This window comes from Nocardiopsis exhalans, assembly GCF_024134545.1.
Taxonomy (GTDB): Bacteria; Actinomycetota; Actinomycetes; order Streptosporangiales; family Streptosporangiaceae; genus Nocardiopsis; species Nocardiopsis exhalans.
In genome coordinates, this window is record NZ_CP099837.1 from 6,724,737 (window position 1) to 6,747,730 (window position 22,994).

The 22,994-nt window shown below is 72.0% G+C and carries 17 protein-coding genes; 16 read left to right on the forward strand and 1 reads right to left on the reverse strand.

Annotated features, from left to right (window positions below; all coding sequences use genetic code 11):
- Positions 1 to 232: 232 nt before the first annotated feature.
- Positions 233 to 1,660, forward strand: a complete 1,428-nt coding sequence (locus NE857_RS29815) for a DUF6177 family protein (RefSeq protein WP_254418628.1) — start codon at positions 233 to 235, stop codon at positions 1,658 to 1,660.
- 94 nt (positions 1,661 to 1,754) lie between these two features.
- Here NE857_RS29815 and NE857_RS29820 read toward each other — a convergent pair whose 3' ends face one another.
- The gene (locus NE857_RS29820; RefSeq protein WP_254418629.1) at positions 1,755 to 2,984 is read right to left on the reverse strand and encodes an ROK family transcriptional regulator; all 1,230 of its coding nucleotides are present in this window, start codon (positions 2,982 to 2,984) and stop codon (positions 1,755 to 1,757) included.
- A 115-nt stretch (positions 2,985 to 3,099) separates the two neighbouring features.
- Between NE857_RS29820 and NE857_RS29825 the strand changes: the two genes are divergently transcribed.
- The 15 genes from NE857_RS29825 to NE857_RS29895 all read left to right on the forward strand — a co-directional run bounded on the left by NE857_RS29825 (position 3,100) and on the right by NE857_RS29895 (position 22,948).
- Positions 3,100 to 4,302 carry a Gfo/Idh/MocA family protein gene (locus NE857_RS29825; protein ID WP_254422145.1) on the forward strand — a complete coding sequence of 401 codons (1,203 nt, stop codon included), beginning with the start codon at positions 3,100 to 3,102 and terminating at the stop codon, positions 4,300 to 4,302.
- The gene (locus NE857_RS29830) at positions 4,299 to 5,930 is read left to right on the forward strand and encodes a sugar ABC transporter ATP-binding protein (protein WP_254418630.1); all 1,632 of its coding nucleotides are present in this window, start codon (positions 4,299 to 4,301) and stop codon (positions 5,928 to 5,930) included. The genes NE857_RS29825 and NE857_RS29830 overlap by 4 nt, the downstream gene beginning before the upstream one ends.
- Positions 5,927 to 7,036, forward strand: coding sequence for an ABC transporter permease (locus NE857_RS29835; RefSeq protein ID WP_254418631.1), 1,110 nt, complete (start codon positions 5,927 to 5,929; stop codon positions 7,034 to 7,036). The genes NE857_RS29830 and NE857_RS29835 overlap by 4 nt, the downstream gene beginning before the upstream one ends.
- Positions 7,033 to 8,103: an ABC transporter permease gene (locus NE857_RS29840; protein WP_254418632.1), complete on the forward strand. Its 1,071-nt coding sequence runs from the start codon at positions 7,033 to 7,035 to the stop codon at positions 8,101 to 8,103. The genes NE857_RS29835 and NE857_RS29840 overlap by 4 nt, the downstream gene beginning before the upstream one ends.
- Before the next feature lie 5 nt (positions 8,104 to 8,108).
- Positions 8,109 to 9,326: a substrate-binding domain-containing protein gene (locus NE857_RS29845; protein ID WP_254418633.1), complete on the forward strand. Its 1,218-nt coding sequence runs from the start codon at positions 8,109 to 8,111 to the stop codon at positions 9,324 to 9,326.
- Complete coding sequence (locus tag NE857_RS29850; RefSeq protein ID WP_254418634.1) at positions 9,327 to 10,223, forward strand: sugar phosphate isomerase/epimerase family protein; 897 nt, start codon at positions 9,327 to 9,329, stop codon at positions 10,221 to 10,223.
- 170 nt (positions 10,224 to 10,393) lie between these two features.
- On the forward strand, positions 10,394 to 14,743 hold the full coding sequence (locus NE857_RS29855; protein WP_254418635.1) for a ThuA domain-containing protein: 4,350 nt from the start codon (positions 10,394 to 10,396) through the stop codon (positions 14,741 to 14,743).
- 175 nt (positions 14,744 to 14,918) lie between these two features.
- Positions 14,919 to 15,704: a hypothetical protein gene (locus tag NE857_RS29860; RefSeq protein WP_254418636.1), complete on the forward strand. Its 786-nt coding sequence runs from the start codon at positions 14,919 to 14,921 to the stop codon at positions 15,702 to 15,704.
- An 86-nt stretch (positions 15,705 to 15,790) separates the two neighbouring features.
- Positions 15,791 to 16,966 carry an inositol-3-phosphate synthase gene (locus NE857_RS29865; RefSeq protein WP_254418637.1) on the forward strand — a complete coding sequence of 392 codons (1,176 nt, stop codon included), beginning with the start codon at positions 15,791 to 15,793 and terminating at the stop codon, positions 16,964 to 16,966.
- Positions 16,963 to 17,844, forward strand: a complete 882-nt coding sequence (locus NE857_RS29870; protein WP_254418638.1) for an SCO3242 family prenyltransferase — start codon at positions 16,963 to 16,965, stop codon at positions 17,842 to 17,844. The genes NE857_RS29865 and NE857_RS29870 overlap by 4 nt, the downstream gene beginning before the upstream one ends.
- Positions 17,841 to 18,734, forward strand: coding sequence for a sugar phosphate isomerase/epimerase family protein (locus NE857_RS29875; RefSeq protein WP_254418639.1), 894 nt, complete (start codon positions 17,841 to 17,843; stop codon positions 18,732 to 18,734). Before NE857_RS29870 ends, NE857_RS29875 begins: the two co-directional genes overlap by 4 nt.
- Complete coding sequence (locus NE857_RS29880; RefSeq protein ID WP_254418640.1) at positions 18,731 to 19,429, forward strand: EboA domain-containing protein; 699 nt, start codon at positions 18,731 to 18,733, stop codon at positions 19,427 to 19,429. Before NE857_RS29875 ends, NE857_RS29880 begins: the two co-directional genes overlap by 4 nt.
- Positions 19,429 to 20,343 (forward strand): TatD family hydrolase, encoded by a 915-nt coding sequence (locus NE857_RS29885; protein ID WP_254418641.1) that lies wholly within the window; start codon positions 19,429 to 19,431, stop codon positions 20,341 to 20,343. The genes NE857_RS29880 and NE857_RS29885 overlap by 1 nt, the downstream gene beginning before the upstream one ends.
- Positions 20,340 to 21,503, forward strand: a complete 1,164-nt coding sequence (gene eboE, locus NE857_RS29890) for a metabolite traffic protein EboE (RefSeq protein ID WP_254418642.1) — start codon at positions 20,340 to 20,342, stop codon at positions 21,501 to 21,503. The genes NE857_RS29885 and eboE overlap by 4 nt, the downstream gene beginning before the upstream one ends.
- A 50-nt stretch (positions 21,504 to 21,553) precedes the next feature.
- Positions 21,554 to 22,948, forward strand: a complete 1,395-nt coding sequence (locus tag NE857_RS29895; RefSeq protein ID WP_254418643.1) for an alkaline phosphatase family protein — start codon at positions 21,554 to 21,556, stop codon at positions 22,946 to 22,948.
- Positions 22,949 to 22,994 lie beyond the last annotated feature (46 nt).

A 22,994-nucleotide genomic window follows, 5' to 3' on the forward strand; every position in this document is an offset into this window, starting at 1 on the left:
GGGCATAGCACTCGAAATCCCTTGTGTGGCGCAATTCACTCTCTGTGTGGCGGCGCTCTCCGGGACACGTCCAAGGCTCTGCCGGGTGGTGAGGGCCTTCGGTGTCGGGGGCAGCCACTGTGGTGGGCACGGTTCGTGCGCTCCTGAGGGGGATCGGGAGCCAACCCCCAGTAGCGTGGGGATCACCCCCCCACCCCCATTGCCCCCATTCGCCGCCCCGAAGGAACCACCGTTGAGCCGTGACGTGATCGCGCTGCTGGACCAGAGCCCCTCCCGCCGCTCCCTGCTGGAAGCGATGGTGGCCGCCGACCCCGACCTGCGGATCAAACTCATCGCTGAGGGAACCGTGGTGGAGCTGCGCGACGACTCCGGGCGGATCGTGCTGGCCGTGCAATCCGCACAACGCCTGGCGGTGGCCGCCGAAGCCGACCGGCTGCTGGAAAACGGCGTCGCCGATGACCTGCCCGCCCAACCGTTGTGGGTGGAAGCGCGCGGGGCCGCGCTGGCCGACCTCGACACCCTCGAACTCGCTCGGCGCTTCCTGGGCCACCTGGTCGCCCAGCACGGCGGAACGGTGTGGGAACCACCGGCGCGGTTGCACCGGGACGACCACCTGGTCGGGGCCACCGAGCACCCGGCGGTGAGTGTGCTGACCGCCAAGAACGCCGTGCTGGTCCAGGACCGGCCGGTGGTCTCACTGTCGAGCTGGACGGTGGACGCCCTGGCCCGCTACGGACGTCAAGGGCTCGGCATCCAGCTGCTCACCCCCTCCACCAGCGTGATCACCTACGCGCTGCGCTCACTCTTGGCCAACCCGAACGCGACCTGGGTGGTGCGCACCGCGCAGGGGCACCACTACGACGGGTTCAACGGGCTCCCGCTGACCTGGCAGGACCAGGTGGGGTACGTGCCCGACCAGACAGCCAGGCTGGAGCAGGGACCGCACCCGGACTTCCAAGCCACCCAGGAGCACGTGAGCGGCACCCACCTGCACGTGGACTTGCAGGTGGACCACCCGGTCAGTGACTCGTTGGAGCTGGGCGGGGTGGTGGAGCTGCTGGCCCAGCGCCTGGGCGGTGCCGTCCCCTCGGTGTGGGGTGTGGCCGAACCCTTGGGTCGGGAGTGGTCCACCGCTGATGTCACCGCCCTGGCCCGCAACCGGGCGCCGGGCCAGACCCGGATGCTGTTCAGCGCACAGCCCGACGGTCCGACCGAGGAGGGGACGCGGCCCTTCGCCGGGGAGCTGAGGGTTTCACGGACCGAGTCGGGGGTGCGCGAGCACGTCCGGTTCACCGTCGGCTACCACCAGGGTGAGGAGCCCGAGCTGGACAAGCTGCGGCCGCTGGTGCGGGCGCTGTCCGACCGTGACGGGCTGCGATCGATGACCGTGCAGCGGGCCATGGGCCGCACCGATCTGCTTCAGCCGGCGCGCTGGGCGGGGGTGCCCGTCCCGGTGGGGCTGGCCGTGGGCGCCGAGGGTGTGACGGCGGTGGGCCGGGAGAACGCCCTGGCCGGGCCGGTCAAGGGTCACTCGTTCGGCCCGCCCATGACCCCGGTGCTGTGGTACCGGATCGGGGACGGGGTGGAGCCCGACGGTTGGGAGAGGTTCCAGGCGCTGATGCGGCACCTGCGCCCCAAGGACAAGCCCCGACGCCGCTGAGCACACCGGCCACACCACCGACAGCACCGACAGCACCGACAGCACCGACAGCACCGACAGCACCGACAGCCACACCCAACGCCCCCGACCCTGGTCAGCCGCCCATGACCAGGGTCTCGACGTGTTCGGGGCTCAGGCAGTGCTCGATGACCATGACGGCCGCGCCGATCACACCCGCGCTCTCGCCCGCCTTGGACGAGACGATGCTGAGGTTCTCCGTGGCCAATGGCAGTGACCGCTGGTAGATGATCTCGCGGACCCCCGCGAGCAGGTGGTCACCGGCCTGGGCGAGCGCGCCGCCGATGACGATCACCGACGGGTTGAACATGTTCACCGAGGCGGCCAGGACCTCGCCGATGTCGCGGCCCGCCTGGCGCAGGGCGCGTAGGGCGGGCACGGAGCCGTTGCGGGACAGTTCCACCACGTCGCGGGCGCCCGTGGCCGGAATGCCTTGAGCGGTGAGGGCCTCGGCGAGGGCGTGTCCGCTGGCCACCGCTTCCAGGCAGCCGGTGTTGCCGCAGCGGCAGGGTTTGTCGGCGCCGCTGGGGACGTGGATGTGCCCCATGTCGCCGGCCGCCCCCTGGGCGCCGCGGTAGACGCTGCCCTCGCTGACGATGCCGCAGCCGATGCCGGTGGCGACCTTGACGAAGAGCAGGTGGCTGGCGGTGGGCCAGGCGACGTGGTGTTCGCCGACGGCCATGATGTTGACGTCGTTGTCCACGAGCACGGGCCGGGCGATGCGGCTGTTCACGTAACCGGAGACGTCGAAGTGGTCCCAGCCGGGCATGATCGGCGGGTTGACCGCGCGCCCCGTGGAGTGCTGGACCGGTCCGGGCAGGCCCACGCCGACACCGAGGAGTTCCCGGGTGTCGCGGCCGACGGACTCCAGCAGGGTGCGGCCGTGGTCCACCACCCAGTCCAGGACGGGTTCGGGGCCGGTCGCGATGTCGATGTCGGCGCGGTCCTCGGCGAGCACGGTCCCCGACATGTCAGTGAGGGCCAGCCGGGCGTGGGTGGCGCCGAGGTCGGCGGCCAGGACCACGCGGGCGTCGGGCCGGAACGAGAAGGTCGTGGGCGGTCTTCCGCCGGTGGAGACGGCCTCGCCGGCCGGGCCGATCAGGCCGCTGGCCAGGAGCGCGTCCACGCGCTGGGTGACCGTGGAGCGGGCCAGGCCGGTGACGGCGGCCAGTTCGGAGCGAGTTCGTGGGCGGCCGTCGCGCAGCAGCCGGAGCAGGGTTCCGGCGCCTGGCACGGCTGTGGTGGCCGGGTTTCGCAGGGGTGTCGCCCCCGGTCCGCCTGGGGCCGTCAGCGCGTCTTCCGTCATGGAACCAGTGAAGCACAGGATCTATTGATCGGCTGTCCTTCATCTATTTTGTCCAGATCCGGCAACTTATGCTTGACGCTCGACATAAGTCAGACGTAACGTCTCGGACATGTCAGTGAAGAAGGTCACAAGTCTGGGCGACCCCTCATCATCCGGACCGGCCACCCCCGAGGCCTACCGCGCAGCGGTGATCGGCACCGGCTTCATGGGACGGGTCCACTCCCACGCGGTACGCGCCGGTGGCGGCGAGGTCGTCGGGGTGGCCGGATCCTCCCCCGCCAAGGCCGAACAGTTCCGCGCCGCCCACGGCATCGCCCGAGCCCACGCCGACGCCCTCGAACTCATCCACCGCCCCGACGTGGACGTGGTGCACGTGTGCACCCCCAACCACCTGCACGCCCCGCTGAGCCTGGCCGCCCTGGCCGCCGGAAAGCACGTGGTCTGCGAGAAGCCGCTGGCCACCGACGCCGAAACCGCGCGTAACCTCACCGCGGCCGCCCGTGACGCCGACCGGGTCGCGGTCGTCCCCTTCGTCTACCGTTTCCACCCCATGGCCCGCGAGGCCCGCGCCCAGGTCGCTGCGGGCGCCATCGGGCGGGTCAGCCTCGCCCACGGCGGCTACCTCCAGGACTGGCTCCTCTACCCCGAGGAGGACAACTGGCGGGTGGACCCCCGGGTCGGCGGACCCACCCGGGCCTTCGGCGACATCGGTTCGCACTGGTGCGACATGCTGGAGTTCGTCACCGGCGACCGCATCACCGCGGTCAGCGCACAGACCTCCCGGATCAACGACAGCCGCGGCGAGAACGGCGGCCGCGCCGTCACCACCGAGGACCTGGTCACCTTCCAGTTCGCCACCGCGGGCGGGGTACTAGGCAGCGCGGTGATCAGCCAGGTCTCCCCCGGCCGCAAGAACCAGCTCGTGCTGGAGGTCTCCGGTACCGAGGGCTCGCTGCGCTTCGACCAGGAGCGCCCCGAAACCCTCTGGGCGGGCGGGCGCGGCCGCACCGGAATCATCTCCCGCGACGACCCCGCGCTCAGCCCCGACGCCTCCCGGATGGTCGCCCTCCCGGTCGGCCACCCGCAGGGCTACCAGGACTGCTTCAACGCGCTGGTCGCGGACACCGGGGCCGCCATCGCGGGCAGGAAGCCCGAGGGGCTGCCGGTCTTCGCCGACGGTCTGCGGGCCGCCGTCCTGGCCGAGTCCGTGCTGGCCTCGGCCCGGGAGCGCCGCTGGGTCGACGTCCCCGCACACGAGGGCCCCGTATCCGAAACCTCCGCCGCACAGGCGCCCATCGCGGGGGTGGACGGGGCATGACCACCGATCCCCTGCTCAGGATGACCGGCATCAGCAAGTCCTTCCTGGGTGTGCGGGTCCTGCACGGGGTCGAGCTGGACCTGCGCGCCGGGGAGCTGCACGCCCTGGTCGGCGAGAACGGCGCGGGCAAGTCCACCCTGATGAAGGTCCTGGCCGGGGTGCACCGCCCCGACACCGGCCGGATCGAGCTCGCCGGGGAGGAGGTGTCCTTCGAGCACCCCGTGCAGGCGCAGCGCGCCGGGGTGGCCACGGTCTTCCAGGAGTTCAACCTCCTGCCCGAGCGCACGGTCGCGCAGAACGTGTTCCTCGGCCGGGAGACCCGCCGCCGCGGCCTGGTCGACGACCGCGCCATGGACCGGGCCACCGCCGAGCTCCTGGCCGACCTCGGCCTGGAGGGCATCGCCCCCTGGTCCAAGGTCCGCTCCCTGTCCGTGGCCGAGCAGCAGGTGGTGGAGATCGTCAAGGCGCTCTCCCACGACGCCCGCGTCATCTCCATGGACGAGCCCACCGCCGCGCTGGCCGACCACGAGGTCGAGGTGCTCTACCGGATCATCGGGCGCCTGCGCGAGCGCGGGGTCGGCATCCTCTACGTCTCGCACCGGCTCAAGGAGATCTTCGACCTCGCGGACACCATCACCGTGCTCAAGGACGGGCACCTGGTGGACACCGCGGCCACCGAGGAGACCGGTCCGGCCGAACTGGTCCGCAAAATGGTGGGGCGGCCCGTCTCCGCGGTCTTCCCCGACCACCTCGAACCCCACGGCGAGCGGGTGGGCGAGGTCCGCCTGGCGGTCTCCGGCGGCGGCAACACCCAGCTGGACGGGATCGACCTGAAGGTGCGCGGCGGTGAGATCGTCGGGCTGGCCGGGCTCCAGGGCAGCGGCCGCACCGAGATCGCGCACGCGCTCTTCGGCATCGACCGCTTCACCCGGGGCGAGGTGCGCGTGGACGGCCAGCGGATCGAGGTGCGCTCGCCCCGCCAGGCGGTCCGCGCCGGGCTGGCCCTGGTCACCGAGGACCGCAAGGCGCAGGGGCTGTCCCTGAACCAGTCGATCCTGGCCAACAGCCGCCTGGTCCTGGACGCCGTGCTGCCCTTCGGTTCCCGTAAGCGGGCCCAGCGCGTCCCCGGCATCCTCTCCTCACTGGAGCTGGTCGCCCGCGGCGGCCACCAGCAGGAGGTGCGGTACCTCTCCGGCGGCAACCAGCAGAAGGTGGTCCTGGCCAAGTGGCTGGCCACCGACCCCGGGGTGATGGTGCTCGACGAGCCCACGCGCGGGATCGACGTCGGTGCCAAACAGGCCGTCTACACGCTGATCCGCGAACTCGCCGCGGCCGGTGTGGCGATCGTCCTGATCAGCTCCGAGCTCCCCGAGCTGATCGGGATGTCCGACCGCCTGGTGGTGCTCGACGACGGCCGCGTGGCCGGAGAGCTGCCCGGCGGTTCCAGTGAGGAGACCGTGATGGCCCTGGCCACCGGCGCGCCGCCCAAGAGCGCGCACGACGACTCCGCCGTGCAGGACCCGCGGATCACCGCGGCGGCCGCCCAGACCGCCGATTCCACCGGGGACAGCGACAGCAACAACGGCAACGGCGGCGCCCGCCCCCACCACGAGGAGGCCGCACCGTGACCCGGGTCGCCACCGCCTCACGCACCGCAACCCGAAGCCTCGGCTCCCGGCTGGGCACCACCGGCCTGGTCTACCTGGCCCTGGTGGGCGTCCTGTTGATCAGCTCGGTCTTCGTGGCCGTCCAGGGCGGCAACCTCTTCACCGCCGCCAACACCGTGGACCTGTTCACCCGCAGCAGCCTGCTCGGCTTCCTCGCCATCGGGATGACCCTGGTCATCCTGTGCCGCTCCCTGGACCTGTCGGTCGGCTACGTCGCCGCGCTGTCCACGGTCATCGCGGGGATCACCATGGCCGGGGACCCCTCCCGGATCGTCCTCGGCGTCACCGTCACCCTGGGCGCGGCCGCCCTGATCGGCCTGGCCAACGGGCTCGTGGTCACCAAGCTGCGGGTCAACCCCTTCATCGCCACCCTGGGGACCGGCCTGATCATCAAGGGCTACCTGGACACCCAGTTCCAGGGGCCGACCGGGTCGATCCCGGCCCAGTTCCAGATGTTCGGTCTCTCCCGGATCGGCGTGCTGCCGGTCTCCACCCTGGTCATGCTGGTCCTGGCCGTGCTGGCCGTGCTGTACCTGCGGCGCACCAGGATGGGCTTCCACATGTACGCCGTGGGCGGTGACGCCGAGGTGGCGCGCCTGTCCGGGGTGCGGCCCGAGCTGCCGGTGATCACCGCGCACGTGCTGTGCTCGGTGATGGCCGGGGTGGCCGGTCTGCTGCTGGCCTCGCGCTTCGGCACCGGAAACACGCTGGTCTACAACAACGGCTACGAGCTGGAGGCCATCGCGGCCGTCGTGCTCGGCGGCACCTACCTGCTGGGCGGTCGCGGCGGGGTCGCCGGGACCATCGCCGGGGTGTTCATCCTGGCCACGCTGGACACGGTGTTCAACACCCTGGGCGTCGACCCGTTCGTCAAGGACGTGCTGCGCGGCACGATCGTGATCGCCGCCGTGGCCCTCTACGCCCGCGGCCAGCTCTCCCGGACCGCCGTCCGGGTCCGCTTCCCCTCCGGCGGTACCCCGCCCCCGTCCTACGGCCCCGGGGATCCACCGGAGCCGCCCTCACCCCCGCCCGCGCCGGAGCCACTGGCCCAGGGAGGCAGGAAATGACCACCGACACCCGCCTTCCGGACCACCGTTCCCCGCGACGCCGTTCCGGCGGACTGCTCTCCCCGCTGCGCAGCGGGACCGGCACCGTCACGGTGCTGCTGGTGCTGATCTTCGTGGTCATCGCCACCCAGAACCCGTCGTTCTTCGAGGGTCCGCCGCTGATGGCCTTCGCGAAGAAGGCCGCCCCGCTGGTGATCCTCGCGATCGGCCAGTACCTGGTGATCGTCTCCGGCGAGTTCGACCTCTCGGTCGGCTCCCTGGTGGGCGCACAGGTGGTGATCGCCGCCCGCCTCATCGACGGCGACGAGGCGATGACCTTCCCGGTGATCGGTCTGATGCTGCTCTTCGGCCTGCTGGTCGGCCTGGTCAACGGCCTGGTCACCACGCTGCTGAAGGTGCCGTCGATCATCACCACGCTCGGCACGATGCTGATCCTCTTCGGTGCCGTGCGCTACTGGACCGGGGGCGCGCCCACCGGAGCCCTGTCGGAGAACTTCCGCGTGTTCGGCCGGCACGGGCTCGACGGCGTCCCGCTGCTCGGCCAGCTGCCCTGGGCGCTGGTCATCGCCGCGGTCCTCACCGTCGGAGCGGTCGCGCTGATGCGCTCGCCCTACGGACGCTCCCTCATGGCGACCGGCGACAACGACACCGCCGCCGCCTTCTCCGGTGTCCGGGTGTGGCGGGTGCGCACCCTGGCCTTCGTCGGCTCCTCCCTGATGGCCACCGTCGCCGCCATCCTCATCGGCGGCTTCGCGGGCGTCACCGCCCAGGTCGGGCAGGGGCTGGAGTTCACCGCCATCACGGCCGTGGTGCTCGGCGGCGTGGTGCTGGGCGGCGGTCGCGGCACCGTGGTGGCCGCCGTGCTCGGCGCCCTCACCGTCGAGGCGCTCTTCACCCTGTTCAACCAGCTGTACCTGCCGTCGACCATCCAGCCGACGGCGCAGGGGCTCATCATCATCGCGGCCGTGGCCTACGCCTCGCGCCGCGGCGACCTACGACTACCGGAGCGCCTGCGACGGCGACCGGCCCACCCGACCGAGCAACCGCTCGATTCTTCCAGGAGGTAACCCCCATGCGCGGCACACGCGTACTCCTGGCTGGCGCCGCCAGCCTCGCCCTGATGCTCACCGCCTGTACCACCGACGCCCCCGAGGGCTCCCCCGACGCCGACGGCGGGAACGGGGAGGGGAACGGCTCCCTGGCCCCGGACGCGGAGTGGTTCGACCAGGCGGAGTTCGACGCCCAGCTCGCCCAGCGCGGTATGACCCCCGAAGGCCCCGACGACGAGCCCTGGCTGCAGGCGATCGAACCGGACTGGATCGACACCTCCGACTTCGCCATCGACGACCCGGAGGAAGCCACCGTCTGCTTCTCCAACGCGTCGGTGTCCAACCCCTGGCGCGTGACCGGCTTCATCACCATGGAGCAGCAGGTGGAGGCGCTGGTCGACGAGGGCCGGATCGGTGACTTCCGGGTCTCGGACGCGGCCGACGACGACAACCAGCAGATCTCCGACATCCAGGCGTTCGTGGACGCCGGTGACTGCGACGCCATCATCATCTCGCCGTCCACCACCGCCACCCTGACCCCCGCGGTGGAGACGGCGTGCGACAGCGGCGTCCCGGTCATCGTCTTCGACCGCGGGGTGAACTCCGACTGCATGGTCACGTTCATCCACCCGATCGGCGGTTACGCCTACGGGGCCGACGCGGCCGACTTCCTGGTCGAGAACCTGGAGCCCGGCTCGACCGTGCTGGCGCTGCGAATCCTGCCCGGTGTGGACGTGCTGGAGCACCGCTGGGCCGCCGCCCAGCAGATCTTCGGCGACAGCGAGCTGGAGGTCCTGGGCTTCGAGTTCACCGGGGGCGACGGGGCCGCGATCAAGGACCTGGTCTCCCAGCACCTGCAGCGCGGCAGCGTGGACGGCATCTGGATGGACGCGGGTGACGGGGCCGTCGCGGGCCTGGAGGCCTTCGAGGACGCCGGTCAGCCCTACCCGGTGATCGCCGGTGAGGACGAGCTGAGCTTCATGCGCAAGTGGGACGAGGAGGGCCTGACGGCGGTCGCCCCGGTCTACTCCAACTTCCAGTGGCGCACCCCGGTGATCGCGGCGGGCATGATCCTGGCCGGCGAGGAGGTCCCCTCCGAGTGGATCCTGCCGCAGGAGCCGATCCGTCAGGACGAGCTCGGCGACTACCTCGACCTCAACTCCGACATGCCGTCCCTGCACTACGCGAAGTTCGGCGGCGAGGACCTGCCGGGCTTCCCCGAGGCCTGGACGGACCGCTAGATGCGCGCGCTGGGGGTCAACACCTGGGTGTGGACGTCGCCGCTCACCGACGCCGCGCTGGAGCGGATCGCGCCGCGTGTGGCCGGTTGGGGGTTCGACGTGCTCGAACTCCCGGTGGAGAACGTCGGCGACTGGGACCCCCGGCGCGCCCAGACCCTGTTGGACGGGCTGGGTCTGGCCGCCTGCACCGTGCTGGTGATGGGGCCGGGCCGGGAGCTGGTCGCGACCGATCCGGCCACTCGCACGGCCACCCAGGACTACCTGAAGCGGGTCGTGGACGCCGCGGCGACGGTCGGTTCCACCGTCGTGGCGGGCCCGGCCTACGCCTCGGTCGGGCGTGCGTGGCGGATGTCCCCGTCCGAGCGGGCGGGGCTGCGCGCGGAGCTCACCGAGGCGCTCGCCCCCGTGGTCGACCACGCGTCGGCCGCGGGGGTCCGCATCGCCGTGGAGCCGCTGAACCGGTACGAGACCAGCGTGCTCAACACGGTCGACCAGGCTTTGGAGGCGTTGGCGGACCTGCCCGCGGAGCACTGCGGGCTGGCGTTGGACGTCTACCACATGAACATCGAGGAGCGTGATGTGGCGGCCGCGATCGAGCGGGCCGCCGGAAGGGTTCACCACGTCCAGGTTTGTGCGAACGACCGGGGCGCCCCCGGCGCCGACCACCTGGACTGGTCACGGATCGTGACCGCATTGGATAAATCCGGTTACTCAGGCCCCCTGGTCATCGAGTCGTTCACGGCCGAGAATGCCAGCATCGCCACGGCCGCGTCCGTGTGGCGGCCCCTGGCCGCCTCGCAGGACGCGATCGCGGTGGACGGCCTGTCCTTCCTACGCTCGCTCCCCTGTTCACCCCCGACCTCCCTGCCCCAGAAGAAAGGAGCCGCTGTGGACTGATCACACCGATGAGGCGGCCACCCCCCGCTTCCGAACTCGATAGCAGGTACCCCCAGACGGTTCGCACCCGCTACCCGGCCCCCGCCGGACACGCGAACGTTCCCGTCCCTGCCGTCGGCGCCGGCACGCCGCACGGACTCATCGCCCCCCACCCCCAGGTGAGGTTTCCCGTGATCAACAGACCCCTACGAGCGCTGGGCGCCATAACGGCGAGCATCGCGTTGGCCCTCGGGCTGACGTCGGTCCCGGCACAGGCCGACACGGCCGACGCGGCCGAACAGGACACGTTCACCGCGCTCATCTTCTCCAAGACCACCGGCTTCCGGCACGACTCCATCCCCTACGGCGTCGCCCTCTACGAGGCCCTCGCCGAGGAGCACGGTTTCGAGACCGAGCACACCGAGGACGCCGACATCTTCAACCCGGAGGACCTCGCCCGCTTCGACGCGGTCGTGTGGCTCTCCACCACCGGCGACGTGCTGGACGAGGACCAGCAGGCCGCCTTCCAGGAGTACGTGCGAAACGGCGGCGGATACGCCGGTGTGCACTCCGCCTCCGACACCCACTACGGCTGGGAGTGGTACGGCGACCTGGTCGGCGCGTACTTCGCCAGCCACCCGCCCGGTACCCAGGAAGCCCAGGTCATGGTCAACGACCGGGCCCACCCCTCCACGGAAATGCTTCCGGCCAGCTGGGTGCGCGAGGACGAGTGGTACGACTTCGACACCAGCCCGCGCGGTGACGTGCACGTCCTGGCGGGGCTGAACGAGTCCTCCTACGAGGACCAGGTCGACCCGGCCGGTCAGATGGGCTTCGACCACCCGATCGCCTGGTGCCAGGTCTACGACGGCGGCCGGTCCTGGTACACCGGCGGCGGCCACACCATCGAGTCCTACTCCGAACCGGAGTTCGCCGACCACCTGCTCGGCGGCCTGCGGTGGGCCGCGGGTCAGGCCGAGGGCGACTGCGGCGCGACCCAGTGGGACAACTTCGAGAAGGTCACGCTCGCCCAGGGCGAGGAGAACGTCGGCGAGCCGATGGGCATGGCGGTGCTCCCGGACGGCCGGGTCATGCACACCTCCCGCGACGGGCAGGTGTCCCTGTGGTCCCCGGAGACCTACAGCACCAACCCGCTGGCGGACCTGCCGGTCTACGACCACGACGAGGACGGGCTCCAGGGCATCGCGCTCGACCCGGACTTCGCGGAGAACGGGTGGGTGTACCTGTACTACGCGCCCGTGCTGGAGGGCGTACCCTCCGGTGCCGCCCCCGAGAACGGTTCCCCGGAGGACTTCGAGCCCTTCGAGGCGCACAACAACCTGTCCCGCTTCCAGTTCGTGGACGGTGACTCGCCCTCCCTGGACCTGTCCAGTGAAGAGGTGATCCTGGAAGTCGAGGCCACCCGCGGCATGTGCTGTCACGTCGGCGGTGACATCGGCTTCGACCCGGACGGCAACCTGCTGCTGTCCACCGGGGACGACACCAGCGCGTTCGGATCGGACGGGTTCAGCCCGCACGACGAGCGGGAGAGCCGTAACCCGGCCTTCGACGCCCAGCGCAGCTCCGGCAACACCAACGACCTGCGCGGCAAGCTCATCCGTATCTCGGTCGACGAGGACGGCGGCTACGGCATCCCCGAGGGCAACCTGTTCCCGCCGCAGACCTCCGACGCGGACCTGACCCGCCCCGAGATCTTCGCGATGGGTCTGCGCAACCCGTTCCGCTTCTCCGTGGACCAGGTGGACGGCAGCGTCTACCTCGCCGACTACGGGCCGGACGCGCTGGCGGCCGACCCCGACCGGGGGCCGGAGAACACGGTGACGTGGCACCACATCACCGAGGCGGTCAACATCGGCTGGCCGTACTGCATCGGAAACAACTCCGCCTACAACCACTACGACTTCGGTGCCGGAACGTCCGGGGAGAAGTTCGACTGCGACGCGCCGGTCAACGAGTCCCCGCGCAACACCGGACTCACCGAACTGCCACCGGTCACCCCCGCGGCCATCTGGTACGGCTACGACGAGTCCGAGGAGTTCCCGCACCTGGGTACGGGCGGCGGCGCCCCCATGGGCGGTCCGGCCTACCACTTCGACCCCGACCTGGAGTCGGACACCAAGTGGCCCGAGTACTACGACGGCATCCCGCTGCTCTACGAGTGGAGCCGCCAGTGGATCAAGCAGGTGCACCTGGACGACGACGGAGGCGTGCTCGACATCACCGAGACCGTCCCGGACATCGACCTGGCCAACCCCATGGACATGGAGTTCGGCCCCGACGGTTCCCTGTACGTGCTGGAGTACGGTTCGGGCTGGTTCGGCGGCTCGGCCGACTCGGCCATCTCCCGGATCGACTACATCGGCGCGGGCGACAGCCCGGTCGCCAGGATCAAGGCGGACACCACCTCCGGCCCGGCCCCGCTGACGGTCGGGTTCGACGGACAGGACTCCTTCCACCCCGGCGGGCAGGCGATCGACTTCGCCTGGAACTTCGGCGACGGGAACACCTCCACGGAGGCCTCCCCCACCCACACCTTCACCGAGGACGGCCGGTACACCGTCACGCTGACGGTGACCGACGCCGAGGAACGCACCGGAACCGCCACGACCACCATCACCGCGGGCAACACGGCCCCGGACGTCGCCTTCCAGAGCCCCAGGGACGGCGAGTTCTTCAGCTGGGGAGACGAGATCCCGTTCCAGGTGTCGGTGGACGACGCCGAGGACGGTTCCATCGGTGACGGCATCGACTGCGGCGACGTCGAGGTCACCTCGGCCCTGGGCCACGACACGCACGCGCACCCGTGGACCCAGTACGACAGCTGCGAGGGAGTGAGCGCCACCGGTACCGACGGCGCCCACGGCCACGACATGAACATCTTCTGGGTGCTGACCGCCGAGTACACCGACGGTGGCGGCGCCTCGGCGCCACCTCTCACCGGTAGTGACGGGGTCACGCTGAACCCCTCGCGGATGCAGGCGCAGTACTTCCGCGACAGCCAGGGCGTGCAGACCGAACCCTCGGAGGACTCCGAGGGCGGGCTGCGCAACGTCGCCTGGATCGGCCACGGCGACTGGACCTCCTACGACCCCGTCAACCTGCACGGGGTCGAGGAGATCACCTTCCGGGTCGCCTCGGAGGGGTACGGCGGGGCCATCGAGGCCCGCATGGACGCCCCCGACGGCGAACTGCTGGGCGAGGTCGACGTTCCGGTCACCGGCGGGTGGCAGGAGTGGACCGACGTCACCATGGAGGTCACCGACCCGGGCGAGACCATCGCGCTGTACCTGGTGTTCACCGGGGACGACCCCACCGTCACCGACGGGCTGTTCAACCTCAACTACTTCGACGTGAACCCCGACCACGACGGCGGCCACGGGGACGGGCCCGAGACCGAGCTGACCAGCCCGGAGGACGGCGCGACCTACGAGGTGGGCGAGGACGTCCCGCTCGCGGCGGAGGTCACCGACCACGGTGACGCCGGAATCGAGGAGGTCGCGTTCCTGGTGGACGGGGAGGCGGTCGCCACGGTGACCGAGAGCCCCTACGAGGCCACCTGGGAGGACGTCGCCGAGGGCGAGTACTCCGTGAGCGCGGTCGCCACCGACGGCGACGGCGGGACCGGGACCTCGGCCGCGCACACCGTCACGGTCGGCGACGAGCCCGACCCCGTCGAGTGCGCGCCGCCGAACGTGGACGAGGGCTACCGCGCCCTGTGGGACGGGCAGTCCCTGGACGGCTGGAACATGGCCGGTCCGGGCGGCTTCGAGGTCGTCGACGACGGCGAGGGCTGCGTCCTGCAGACCGAGGGCGGGATGGGCCTGCTCTGGCACGAGGACGAGCTCGGCTCCTACCGCCTGAAGCTGGACTACCTGACCCACGAGGAGACCGACAACTCCGGTGTCTTCGTCGGGTTCCCCGAACCGGGCGACGACCCCTGGGTCGCGGTCGAGGAGGGCTACGAGATCCAGATCGACCCGTACGGAGCTCCGGACGGCGACCCGCTCACCCGGACCGGGGCCGTCTACGGCTTCCAGGCCGCGGACTCCCACCCGGAGGTCGTGGGCGAGTGGAACACGATGGAGATCGAGGTCGACGACCCGATGATCCGGGTGTGGATCAACGGGGAGCTGGTCAACGAGTTCGAGAGCACCGACCCGGCCCGGGACCTGTCGTCCGGGCAGGTCGGGCTGCAGAACCACGGTGACAACGACCTCGTGTGGTTCCGCGACGTGCAGGTCACCGACCTGGAGGACGAGGCGGAGACCTACACCTTCGCCGAGGTCGTCGAGCGGATCGAGGCGATGGTCGAGAAGGGTGTTCTGACCGTCTCCGAGGCGACCCGGCTCACCCGACACCTTGAACTGGCCGAACACCACGTCGGGGTGGACCGCCCGGCACAGGCCGGCCGTTCCCTGGACCGTTTCCGCACGACCGCGCAGAGCGTGGCCGACGACAGCGCACGAGAGGAGTTGGCGGGCCTGGCCGACGGGCTCGAACACCTGACCACGACCACCTAACACCCGGACAGCAGTACCGCTGGGTACCGCCGAGTACCGCTCGGCACCGCCCGGCGGCAACGCGACGAACCGTGGCGGGGCCGGTCCCCTCCGGCCCCGCCACACCCCCGCGGCGTCGTTCGCACGGCACACGCCGCCCGCGACCCGGCAAGTGTCAACCTGACAGGAGGTGCCCGTGAGCACCGATCCTCTGCACACCGAGAAGGAGAAGGGGAAGGCCCCCGCGACGGAGACCGGGGCCCCGGCCCCGCCCCCGGATGGGACCGAGAAGGTCCACTCCGCGAACTCCACCCACACCACCTGGTGGCTGACCGGCGGTTCGGTACTGCTGGTCGGCGCCGTCGTCGCCTCGGTGGTGCTGTTCTTCGGGGGCGGGGACGACACCGTCGTCCCGGACCCGGCCCGCGTGGCCGAGCTGGAGGCCTCCGCCGACGCCCGCCACGTCGACCAGGTGGAGAACCTGATCCACCACACCCGTGAGGCCCACGACGAACTGGTCCCGGTGCTGCTCTCATTGAACGAGGTCCTGCCCGCGGACGGTTCCGCGCCCGAGGAGTTCCCGGACGCCGAGGAGATCGACGGCTGGCTCGACACGGTGCGGGGCGCCCGCGGCCACTTCAGCGACTCCGGCTCCGGCAACACCGACTTCAACGTCACCCAAGCCGGGCTGAGCGTCTCCGTGGACCTGCTCGGCTCCGCCATGACCGCCTACCACGCCGCCTCCCAGGCCGAGGGCGACCAGCGGGTGGAGCTGCTCGACCTCGCTTCCGACCTGCGTGACCAGGCGGTCAAGGCCTGGTCCGTGGGCGCCACCCAACTCGACGTGGTGAGCATCGACGCCGGTCACGGCCACATCCACCTGTACCTGCCCGCCGAGCCCGGCAGCGGCGCCCTCCAGCCTGACGAGGCCGAGGAGGGTGAAGGCGCCGTCGGCGACCCGCCCGGACACGACGACCACTAGACGGCGATAGGCGAGAGGACGAGCAAAAAGACACCGCAACACCAGTAGGACCCGCAGAAGCCGTATCCCATCCAGGAGGGGAACGCATGACACGTATCGGAGTGTGGTTGGTCGGGGCACGCGGATCGGTCGCCACGACGGCCGTCCTGGGCGCGCTGGCCGTCCGGGCGGGCGCCGCCGAGCGGACCGGGTGCGTCACCGAACGCCCCGAGTTCGCCGCCGCGGACCTGCCCGGACTCGGTGACCTGGCCTTCGGGGGCCACGACGTGGGCGGCATCCGCCTGGCCAAGAGCGCGGAGCCGCTGGCCAGGTCGGGGGTGATCCCACCGCACCTGCCGGTGGCCTTCGCGGAGGAACTCGACGCGGTGGACCGGCGGATCCGTCAGGGCGTGCGGCCGCGCCCCGAGGGGTTCGCCCGCCGCCACGTGGACCGCCTGGAGCGGGACCTGCGCGAGTTCGCCGAGCGCGAGGCTGTGGAGCGCGTCGTGGTCGTCGATCTCTCCAGTACCGAACCGCCTCCGGCACAGGCCGCCGAGCTCGCCGAGCCCGACCTCCTGGAGGCGGCTCTGGACGCGGGGACCGCCCGGGTTCCGGCGAGCTCGGCCTACGCGTACGCGGCCCTGCGCGCGGGGTGCTCCTTCGTGGAGTTCACCCCCAACGCGGGGCCGCGCCCGCCCGCACTGGCCGCTCTGGCCGAGGAGCTGGGGCTGCCGTGGGCGGGGTCGGACGGCAAGACCGGGGAGACCCTGGTCAAGAGCGTGCTCGCGCCGATGTTCGCGGCCCGGGCGCTACGGGTGCGCTCGTGGTCCTCCACCAACCTCCTGGGCGGCGGCGACGGCGCGACCCTCGCCGACCCCGCCAGCAACAGCAACAAGACCGCCTCCAAGGCCCGGGGCCTGGAGCACCTGCTCGGGCATCCGGTGGACGGGCCCCTGCACATCGACTACGTGCCCGACCTGGGTGACGCCAAGACCGCCTGGGACCACGTGTCCTTCGAGGGGTTCCTGGGCACCCGGATGAGCCTGCAGTTCACGTGGTCGGGGTACGACTCGGCGCTGGCCGCACCGCTGGTGCTGGACCTGGCCCGGCTGACCGCGCACGCCCACCGGACCGGGCGGGTCGGCGTCGTTCCGGAGCTGGGGTTCTTCTTCAAGGACCCGGCCGGGAGCGAGGTGCACGGCCTCATGGAGCAGTGGCGGGCGCTCACCGACTGGTGTTGCGAACCTGCGCCCGGACCGGCGGAAGGGGGTGAGCGCGGATGAGCGGGAAGCTCCGTGCCCTGGCCCGGCTGGTACGTCTGCCCGCCGCCCTGACCGTGATCGGCGACAGCCTCACCGGGGCCGCCGCGGCCGGGCGGCTGCACGAGTCCCGCACCTGGGCACTGCCCGCCGCCTCGGTCTGCCTGTACTGGGCCGGGATGGCCCTCAACGACTACGCCGACCGCGACCTGGACGCGGTCGAGCGCCCCGAACGTCCCATCCCCTCCGGGTCGGTGAGCCCCGGCGAGGCGCTCACGGTCGCGACGGGGCTCACGGCGGCCGGGGTGGGCGTGGCCGCGATGGCGGGCGGACGCCGGACCGCGCTGGTCGCCACCACCCTGGCCGCCACCGTGTGGGCCTACGACCTCGTCCTCAAACCCACCCCGCTGGCCCCGGTGGGCATGGCGGTCAACCGGGGGCTGGACGTGCTGCTCGGCGCGGGCGACCGCACGGGCGCGGCGGCGCTCCCGGCCGCGGTCATGGCCGTGCACACCTTCGGGGTGACCGCGCTGAGCCGGGGAGAGGTGCACGGCACCAGCCCCGCGGTGGCCGCCGGTGCGCTGGCCTGCACCCTGACCGGGGCGGCCGCGGCGGCCTACCCGGCGTGCACGGCCCCCGCCACCGCGCGGGGTTCGGTGGGCGAGGTGGCCGCCGGGGCCTTCGCCGGTTCCTTCGCCGCGACCGTGGGACCGGCCCAGGGCCGGGCGCTGAACGAACCCTCCGCCGAGCACGCGCGCGAGGCGACCGGGGTCGGCATCCGCGGAATGATCCCGCTCCAGGCCGCGCTGCTGTCCCGGTACGGGGCGGTGGGGACCGCCTGCGCGCTGGCGGTCGGCGCGCCCGTGGCGGCGAAGGCGTCCAAGGCGGTGTCGGTCACGTGAGCGACGACCTGAGCGGCAGCCCGCGACAGGACATGAAGTTCGGTTACGGCACCAACGGTTTCTGGGACCACCGGTTGGACGACGCCCTGGCGATCATCGCCGACCTCGGCTACGAGGGGGTCGGGCTGACCCTGGACCACCCGCACCTGGACCCGTTCTCACTGGACGTCAACGCCCGGGTGCGCAAGGTCCGCCGCAGGCTGGACGCGCTGGGCCTGGCAGTGGTCGTGGAGACCGGCGCCCGCTATCTGCTGGACCCGCGGCGCAAGCACGAGCCCACCCTGGTCTCGGGAAGCGACCGCGACGTGCGGGTGGACCTGCTGCGCCGGGCGGTCCGGATCGCGGACTCCCTGGGAGCCCGGGCGGTGTCCTTCTGGTCGGGCATCCTCCCGGCCGACGCCACCCCCGAACAGGGCTGGGACCGGCTCACCTCCGGGGTGGCCAGGGTCCTGGAGACCGCCGACGAGTTCGGGGTGGACCTGGCCTTCGAACCCGAGCCGGGCATGTTCGCCGAGCGACTGTCCGACGTGCTGGAGCTGCGGCGCAGGCTGGGCGGTCCCGAACGCCTCCGGGTGACGCTGGACGTGGGGCACGGGGTGTGCAACGAACCCGAAGGCCCCGAGGGCGCGGTGGCCCGGGCCGGTTCCCTGATCGCCAACGTGCAGCTGGACGACATGCGCCCGCACGTGCACGAACACCTGGAGTTCGGCGAGGGCGACATCGACCTGGCCGGGGTACTGGGCGCCCTGGACCGGGTCGGGTACACGGGGTTGGCCTCGGTGGAACTCCCCCGCCACGGGCACGCGGCGCCGCTGGTCGCCGAGCGGGCCAAGAGGGCGATCGACACGGCCTGGGCTCAGGTCCTGCGCCGACGGAAGGAGGCGGTGTGATCGACGCGAACGGCCATGACGACCTTCCGGACGTCGCGGTCCTGCTGGAGGAACCGGCCCGCACCGCGCTGAACGAGCTCCGCGCCGAGGTGGCCGGGCGCCCCGAACGCGTGGCCGTGCTCTTCCCGGCGGCCGCCCGACGTGTCGTGCGCGGTCCCGGGCCCTCCGGCGACCCCACCGGGACGGAGGGGCCGACCCTGGAGGACCTGGTGCGCGCGGATCTGCTGCGCGTGTTGTCGGAGGTCCTGCCACCGGGCGACCTGGCCCGGGAGATCGAGGACCTCTACGAGTACGGCGACGCCGACGAACGACGCGCGGTCCTGCGCGGGCTCTGCGGTCTGGGCCCGAGCGGTCGGGAGCCGGAGGTCGCCGCCGCTTCCCGTCGGCTGCTCGCGGACGCCATGCGCACCAACGACACCCGGCTGGTCGCGGCGGCTGCCGCCAGCGGGGCCCAGGACCTGCTCGACGACCACTCCTGGCGCCAGACCGTGCTCAAGTGCCTGTTCATCGGGGTGCCGCTGCGCCTGGTGGCGGGGTTGGCGGGACGGGCCGACGCCGAGCTGGCCCGTATGTGCGCGGACTTCGCCCGCGAGCGCGAGCGCGCGGGCCGGGCGGTGCCCGCCGACGTCCACCTCGTCCTGGAACGGTTCCCGAACGTCTCGACGAATCCGACCCCTCGTTCCCCGGAGGCGTAATGCGCATCTTCGACCCGCACATCCACATGACCTCCCGGACCACCGCCGACTACCGGGCGATGTACGACGCCGGGGTACGCGCGCTGGTGGAACCGGCCTTCTGGCTGGGTCAGCCGCGTACCAGCGTGGGCTCCTTCCGCGACTACTTCGACGGCCTGGTCGGGTGGGAGCGCTTCCGGGCCGCGCAGTTCGGTATCCGGCACCACTGCACCATCGCGCTCAACCCCAAGGAGGCCAACGACCCCCGCCTGGCCGGGGTCCTCGACATCCTCCCCCGCTACCTGGCCAAGGACGGGGTGGTGGCCGTCGGCGAGGTGGGCTTCGACTCACGCACCTCCGAGGAGGAGAAGGCATTCCGGCACCAGCTGGAACTGGCGAGGGAGTTCGGGCTCCCGGTGCTGGTGCACACCCCGCACCGGGACAAGGTCGAGGGCACCCGGCACACCCTGCGGCTGGTCGCCGAGTCCGGAATCGCCCCCGAGATGGTCCTGGTGGACCACCTCAACGAGACCACCGTGGAGATGGTGCTCGACTCCGGGTGCGTGCTGGGCTTCTCCATCTACCCGGACACCAAGATGTCCCCGGACCGGATGGTGCGCATCCTGTCCGAGCACGGCCTGGACCGGATGGTGGTCAACTCTGCGGCGGACTGGGGGCACAGTGACCCACTGACCACCCTGTACACCGGGCGGAAGATGCTCGCGGCGGGGTTCACCGCGGACGACGTGGACCGCGTGCTGTGGCGCAACCCGGTGGAGTTCTACGGCCGCAGCGACCGCCTGCTGCTGGAGGACGCCACAGGCTCCGGGGCCGCCCCGGCCACCTTCTCCGGCAACTCGGTCCTGCGCGGCGAACGCCCGGAGGACCCCTCGGAAGGGGACGCGGAAAGGGCTGCGGAAGGTGGCGCCGCGTGAGGTTCCGGCATCCCGACGGCACCGTCGTCCACCTGGCCTACTGCACCAACGTCCACCCCGCCGAGGACCTCGACGGCGTCCTGCGCCAGATCCGGGTGTTCGGCGGCGGGGTCCGCGCCGCCCTGGGCGCCGACCTGCTGGGCCTCGGCCTGTGGCTGCCCGCGCCGCTGGCCCGCGAACTGGCCGCGGACCCCGCCCTGACCGAGCGGCTGCGCAAGGGGCTGGAGGCGGCCGGGTTGGAGACCGTCACCCTCAACGCCTTCCCCTACACCGGTTTCCACGCCCCCGTGGTCAAGCACGCCGTGTACAGCCCGGACTGGACCGAGCGCGCCCGCCTGGACTACACCGTGGACTGTGCCAGGGTCCTGGCCCGGCTGATGCCCGACGACGCCGCCCGCGGCAGCGTCTCCACCCTGCCCCTGGCCTGGCGCGAACCCTGGGGGCCCGAACGCCTGACCGCCGCCCGCGACCACCTCACCGAACTCTCCGCGGTACTGGACGAGCTGGCCGACGCCGGGCGCCCGGTCCGGGTGGGCCTGGAACCCGAGCCCGGCTGCGTCGTGGAGACCACCCGGGACGCCGCCCGCCTGCTCACCGGTCTGCCCCCGCACCTGGGCGTGTGCCTGGACACCTGCCACCTGGCGGTGGGTTTCGAGGAGCCGCGCACCGCGCTGAACCGTCTGGCCGACGCCGGGCTTCCGGTGGTCAAGACCCAGGCGTCGGCCGCCGTGGAAGCCCCCGACCCGAGCGACCCGGCGACCCGCACCGCCCTGTCCGCCTTCCGGGAGGACCGCTTCCTGCACCAGACCCGCGAACTCCTGGGCGGGCGCACCCGGGGCCGCGACGACCTCCCCGAGGCCCTCGACGGGCCCCGGCCCCTACAGGGGCGCGGCCCCTGGCGCACCCACTTCCACGCACCCCTGCACTCCCCCGCCGCCGCACCCCTGCGCGGCACCGCCGACCACCTCACCGAAACCCTCGCCCACCTGCTGGGGCCCGGCGGCGCCCGCACCGACCACGTGGAGGTGGAGACCTACACCTGGTCGGTACTGCCCGAGGCCCTGCGGCCGATCGGTGAGGACGGCCTCATCGCCGGGATCGCCGCCGAGCTGGCCTGGGCCCGCGACCGGCTCACCGACCTCGGCCTCACCCCGCTCTGAACCCGGCCCCGGACTCACCCCGCTCCAGCCCCCGCACGGAAAGGACCGCCATGACCGACCGACGCCTCCTCGTCGTGAACGCGGTCGGGCTCACCCCCCGCCTCCTCGAACACGCACCGCGCCTGCGCGCCCTGGCCGACCGCGGCTGGCAGGCCACCCTGGACACCGTCCTGCCCGCCGTCACCTGCACCGTGCAGTCCACCTTCCTGACCGGCGCTGACCCCGCCGACCACGGCGCCGTCGCCAACGGCTGGTACTTCCGGGACCTGGGCGAGGTGTACCTGTGGCGCCAGCACAACCGCCTGGTCCGGGGCGAGAAGGTGTGGGAGACCGCCCGCCGCCACCGCCCGGGCTTTCGCACCGCCAACATCTGCTGGTGGTACGCCATGGGCGCCACCACCGACTGGACGGTCACGCCGCGACCGGTCTACCACGCGGACGGGCGCAAGTCCCCGGACTGCTACACCCGGCCGGTCGCCCTGCACGACGAACTCACCTCGGAGCTGGGCCCCTTCCCGCTGTTCAACTACTGGGGGCCGACCGCCTCGATCCGCTCCACCGAGTGGATCGTCGCCGCCACCCGCAAGCTCCTACCCCGGGCCGACCTGACCCTCTGTTACGTCCCGCACCTGGACTACGACCTCCAGCGCTTCGGCCCCGGCTCCGAGCAGGCCCGGCAGGCGGTGCGCGACCTGGACGCCGCGCTCGCCCCGCTCCTCGACGACGCCGAGGCGGCCGGGACCGCCGTCATGGTGCTCAGCGAGTACGGGATCACCCCCGCCGACCAGCCGGTGCACGTCAACCGGCTGCTGCGCGAGGAGGGCTTCCTGGAGGTCTACACCCAGGAGGGCATGGAGTACCTGGACCCGTGGGCCTCCCGGGCCTTCGCGGTGGCCGACCACCAGTGTGCGCACGTGTACGTCCGGGACCCCGCCGACCTGCCCGAGGTCACCGAACTCCTCCGAGGGCTGGACGGGGTGGAGCTGGTCCTGGACCGCGAGGCCCAGACCGGGTACGGGCTCGACCACGAACGCTCCGGGGAGCTGGTCCTGTTCGCCGGACCCGGCGCCTGGTTCACCTACTACTACTGGCTGAGCGACGAGTCGGCCCCCGACTTCGCGCGCGGCGTCGACATCCACCGCAAACCCGGGTACGACCCGGCCGAACTCTTCCTGAACCCCGCCGACCCGCTGGTCAAGGCGCGGGCGGCGGCCAACCTGGTCCGTAAGAGGGTCGGCCTGCGCTACACGATGAACGTCGTCCCCCTGGACCCGGGCTGTGTCCGGGGCACGCACGGGCGCCCGCACGAGTCCCCCGAGGACGGGCCCCTGCTGCTGTGTACCGATCCCTCCCTGGCCCGGGACCGCGTCGCGGCCACCGAGGTCCGCGACCTCATGCTCGGCCTCGTCGGTGTGCCGGCACCGGCGGGGCCGACCCCGCTCTGAGCCGTGCGGCCGCAAGCCCGTTCGGCCTCAACCCCAACCGGCCACA

Coding starts and splice junctions, on each gene's coding strand:
- NE857_RS29820 (WP_254418629.1), bottom strand. CDS start 2,984: ATGACGGAAGACGCGCTGACGGCCCCAGGCGGACCGGGGGCGACACCC.
- NE857_RS29830 (WP_254418630.1), top strand. CDS start 4,299: ATGACCACCGATCCCCTGCTCAGGATGACCGGCATCAGCAAGTCCTTC.
- NE857_RS29840 (WP_254418632.1), top strand. CDS start 7,033: ATGACCACCGACACCCGCCTTCCGGACCACCGTTCCCCGCGACGCCGT.
- NE857_RS29845 (WP_254418633.1), top strand. CDS start 8,109: ATGCGCGGCACACGCGTACTCCTGGCTGGCGCCGCCAGCCTCGCCCTG.
- NE857_RS29850 (WP_254418634.1), top strand. CDS start 9,327: ATGCGCGCGCTGGGGGTCAACACCTGGGTGTGGACGTCGCCGCTCACC.
- NE857_RS29865 (WP_254418637.1), top strand. CDS start 15,791: ATGACACGTATCGGAGTGTGGTTGGTCGGGGCACGCGGATCGGTCGCC.
- NE857_RS29870 (WP_254418638.1), top strand. CDS start 16,963: ATGAGCGGGAAGCTCCGTGCCCTGGCCCGGCTGGTACGTCTGCCCGCC.
- NE857_RS29885 (WP_254418641.1), top strand. CDS start 19,429: ATGCGCATCTTCGACCCGCACATCCACATGACCTCCCGGACCACCGCC.
- NE857_RS29895 (WP_254418643.1), top strand. CDS start 21,554: ATGACCGACCGACGCCTCCTCGTCGTGAACGCGGTCGGGCTCACCCCC.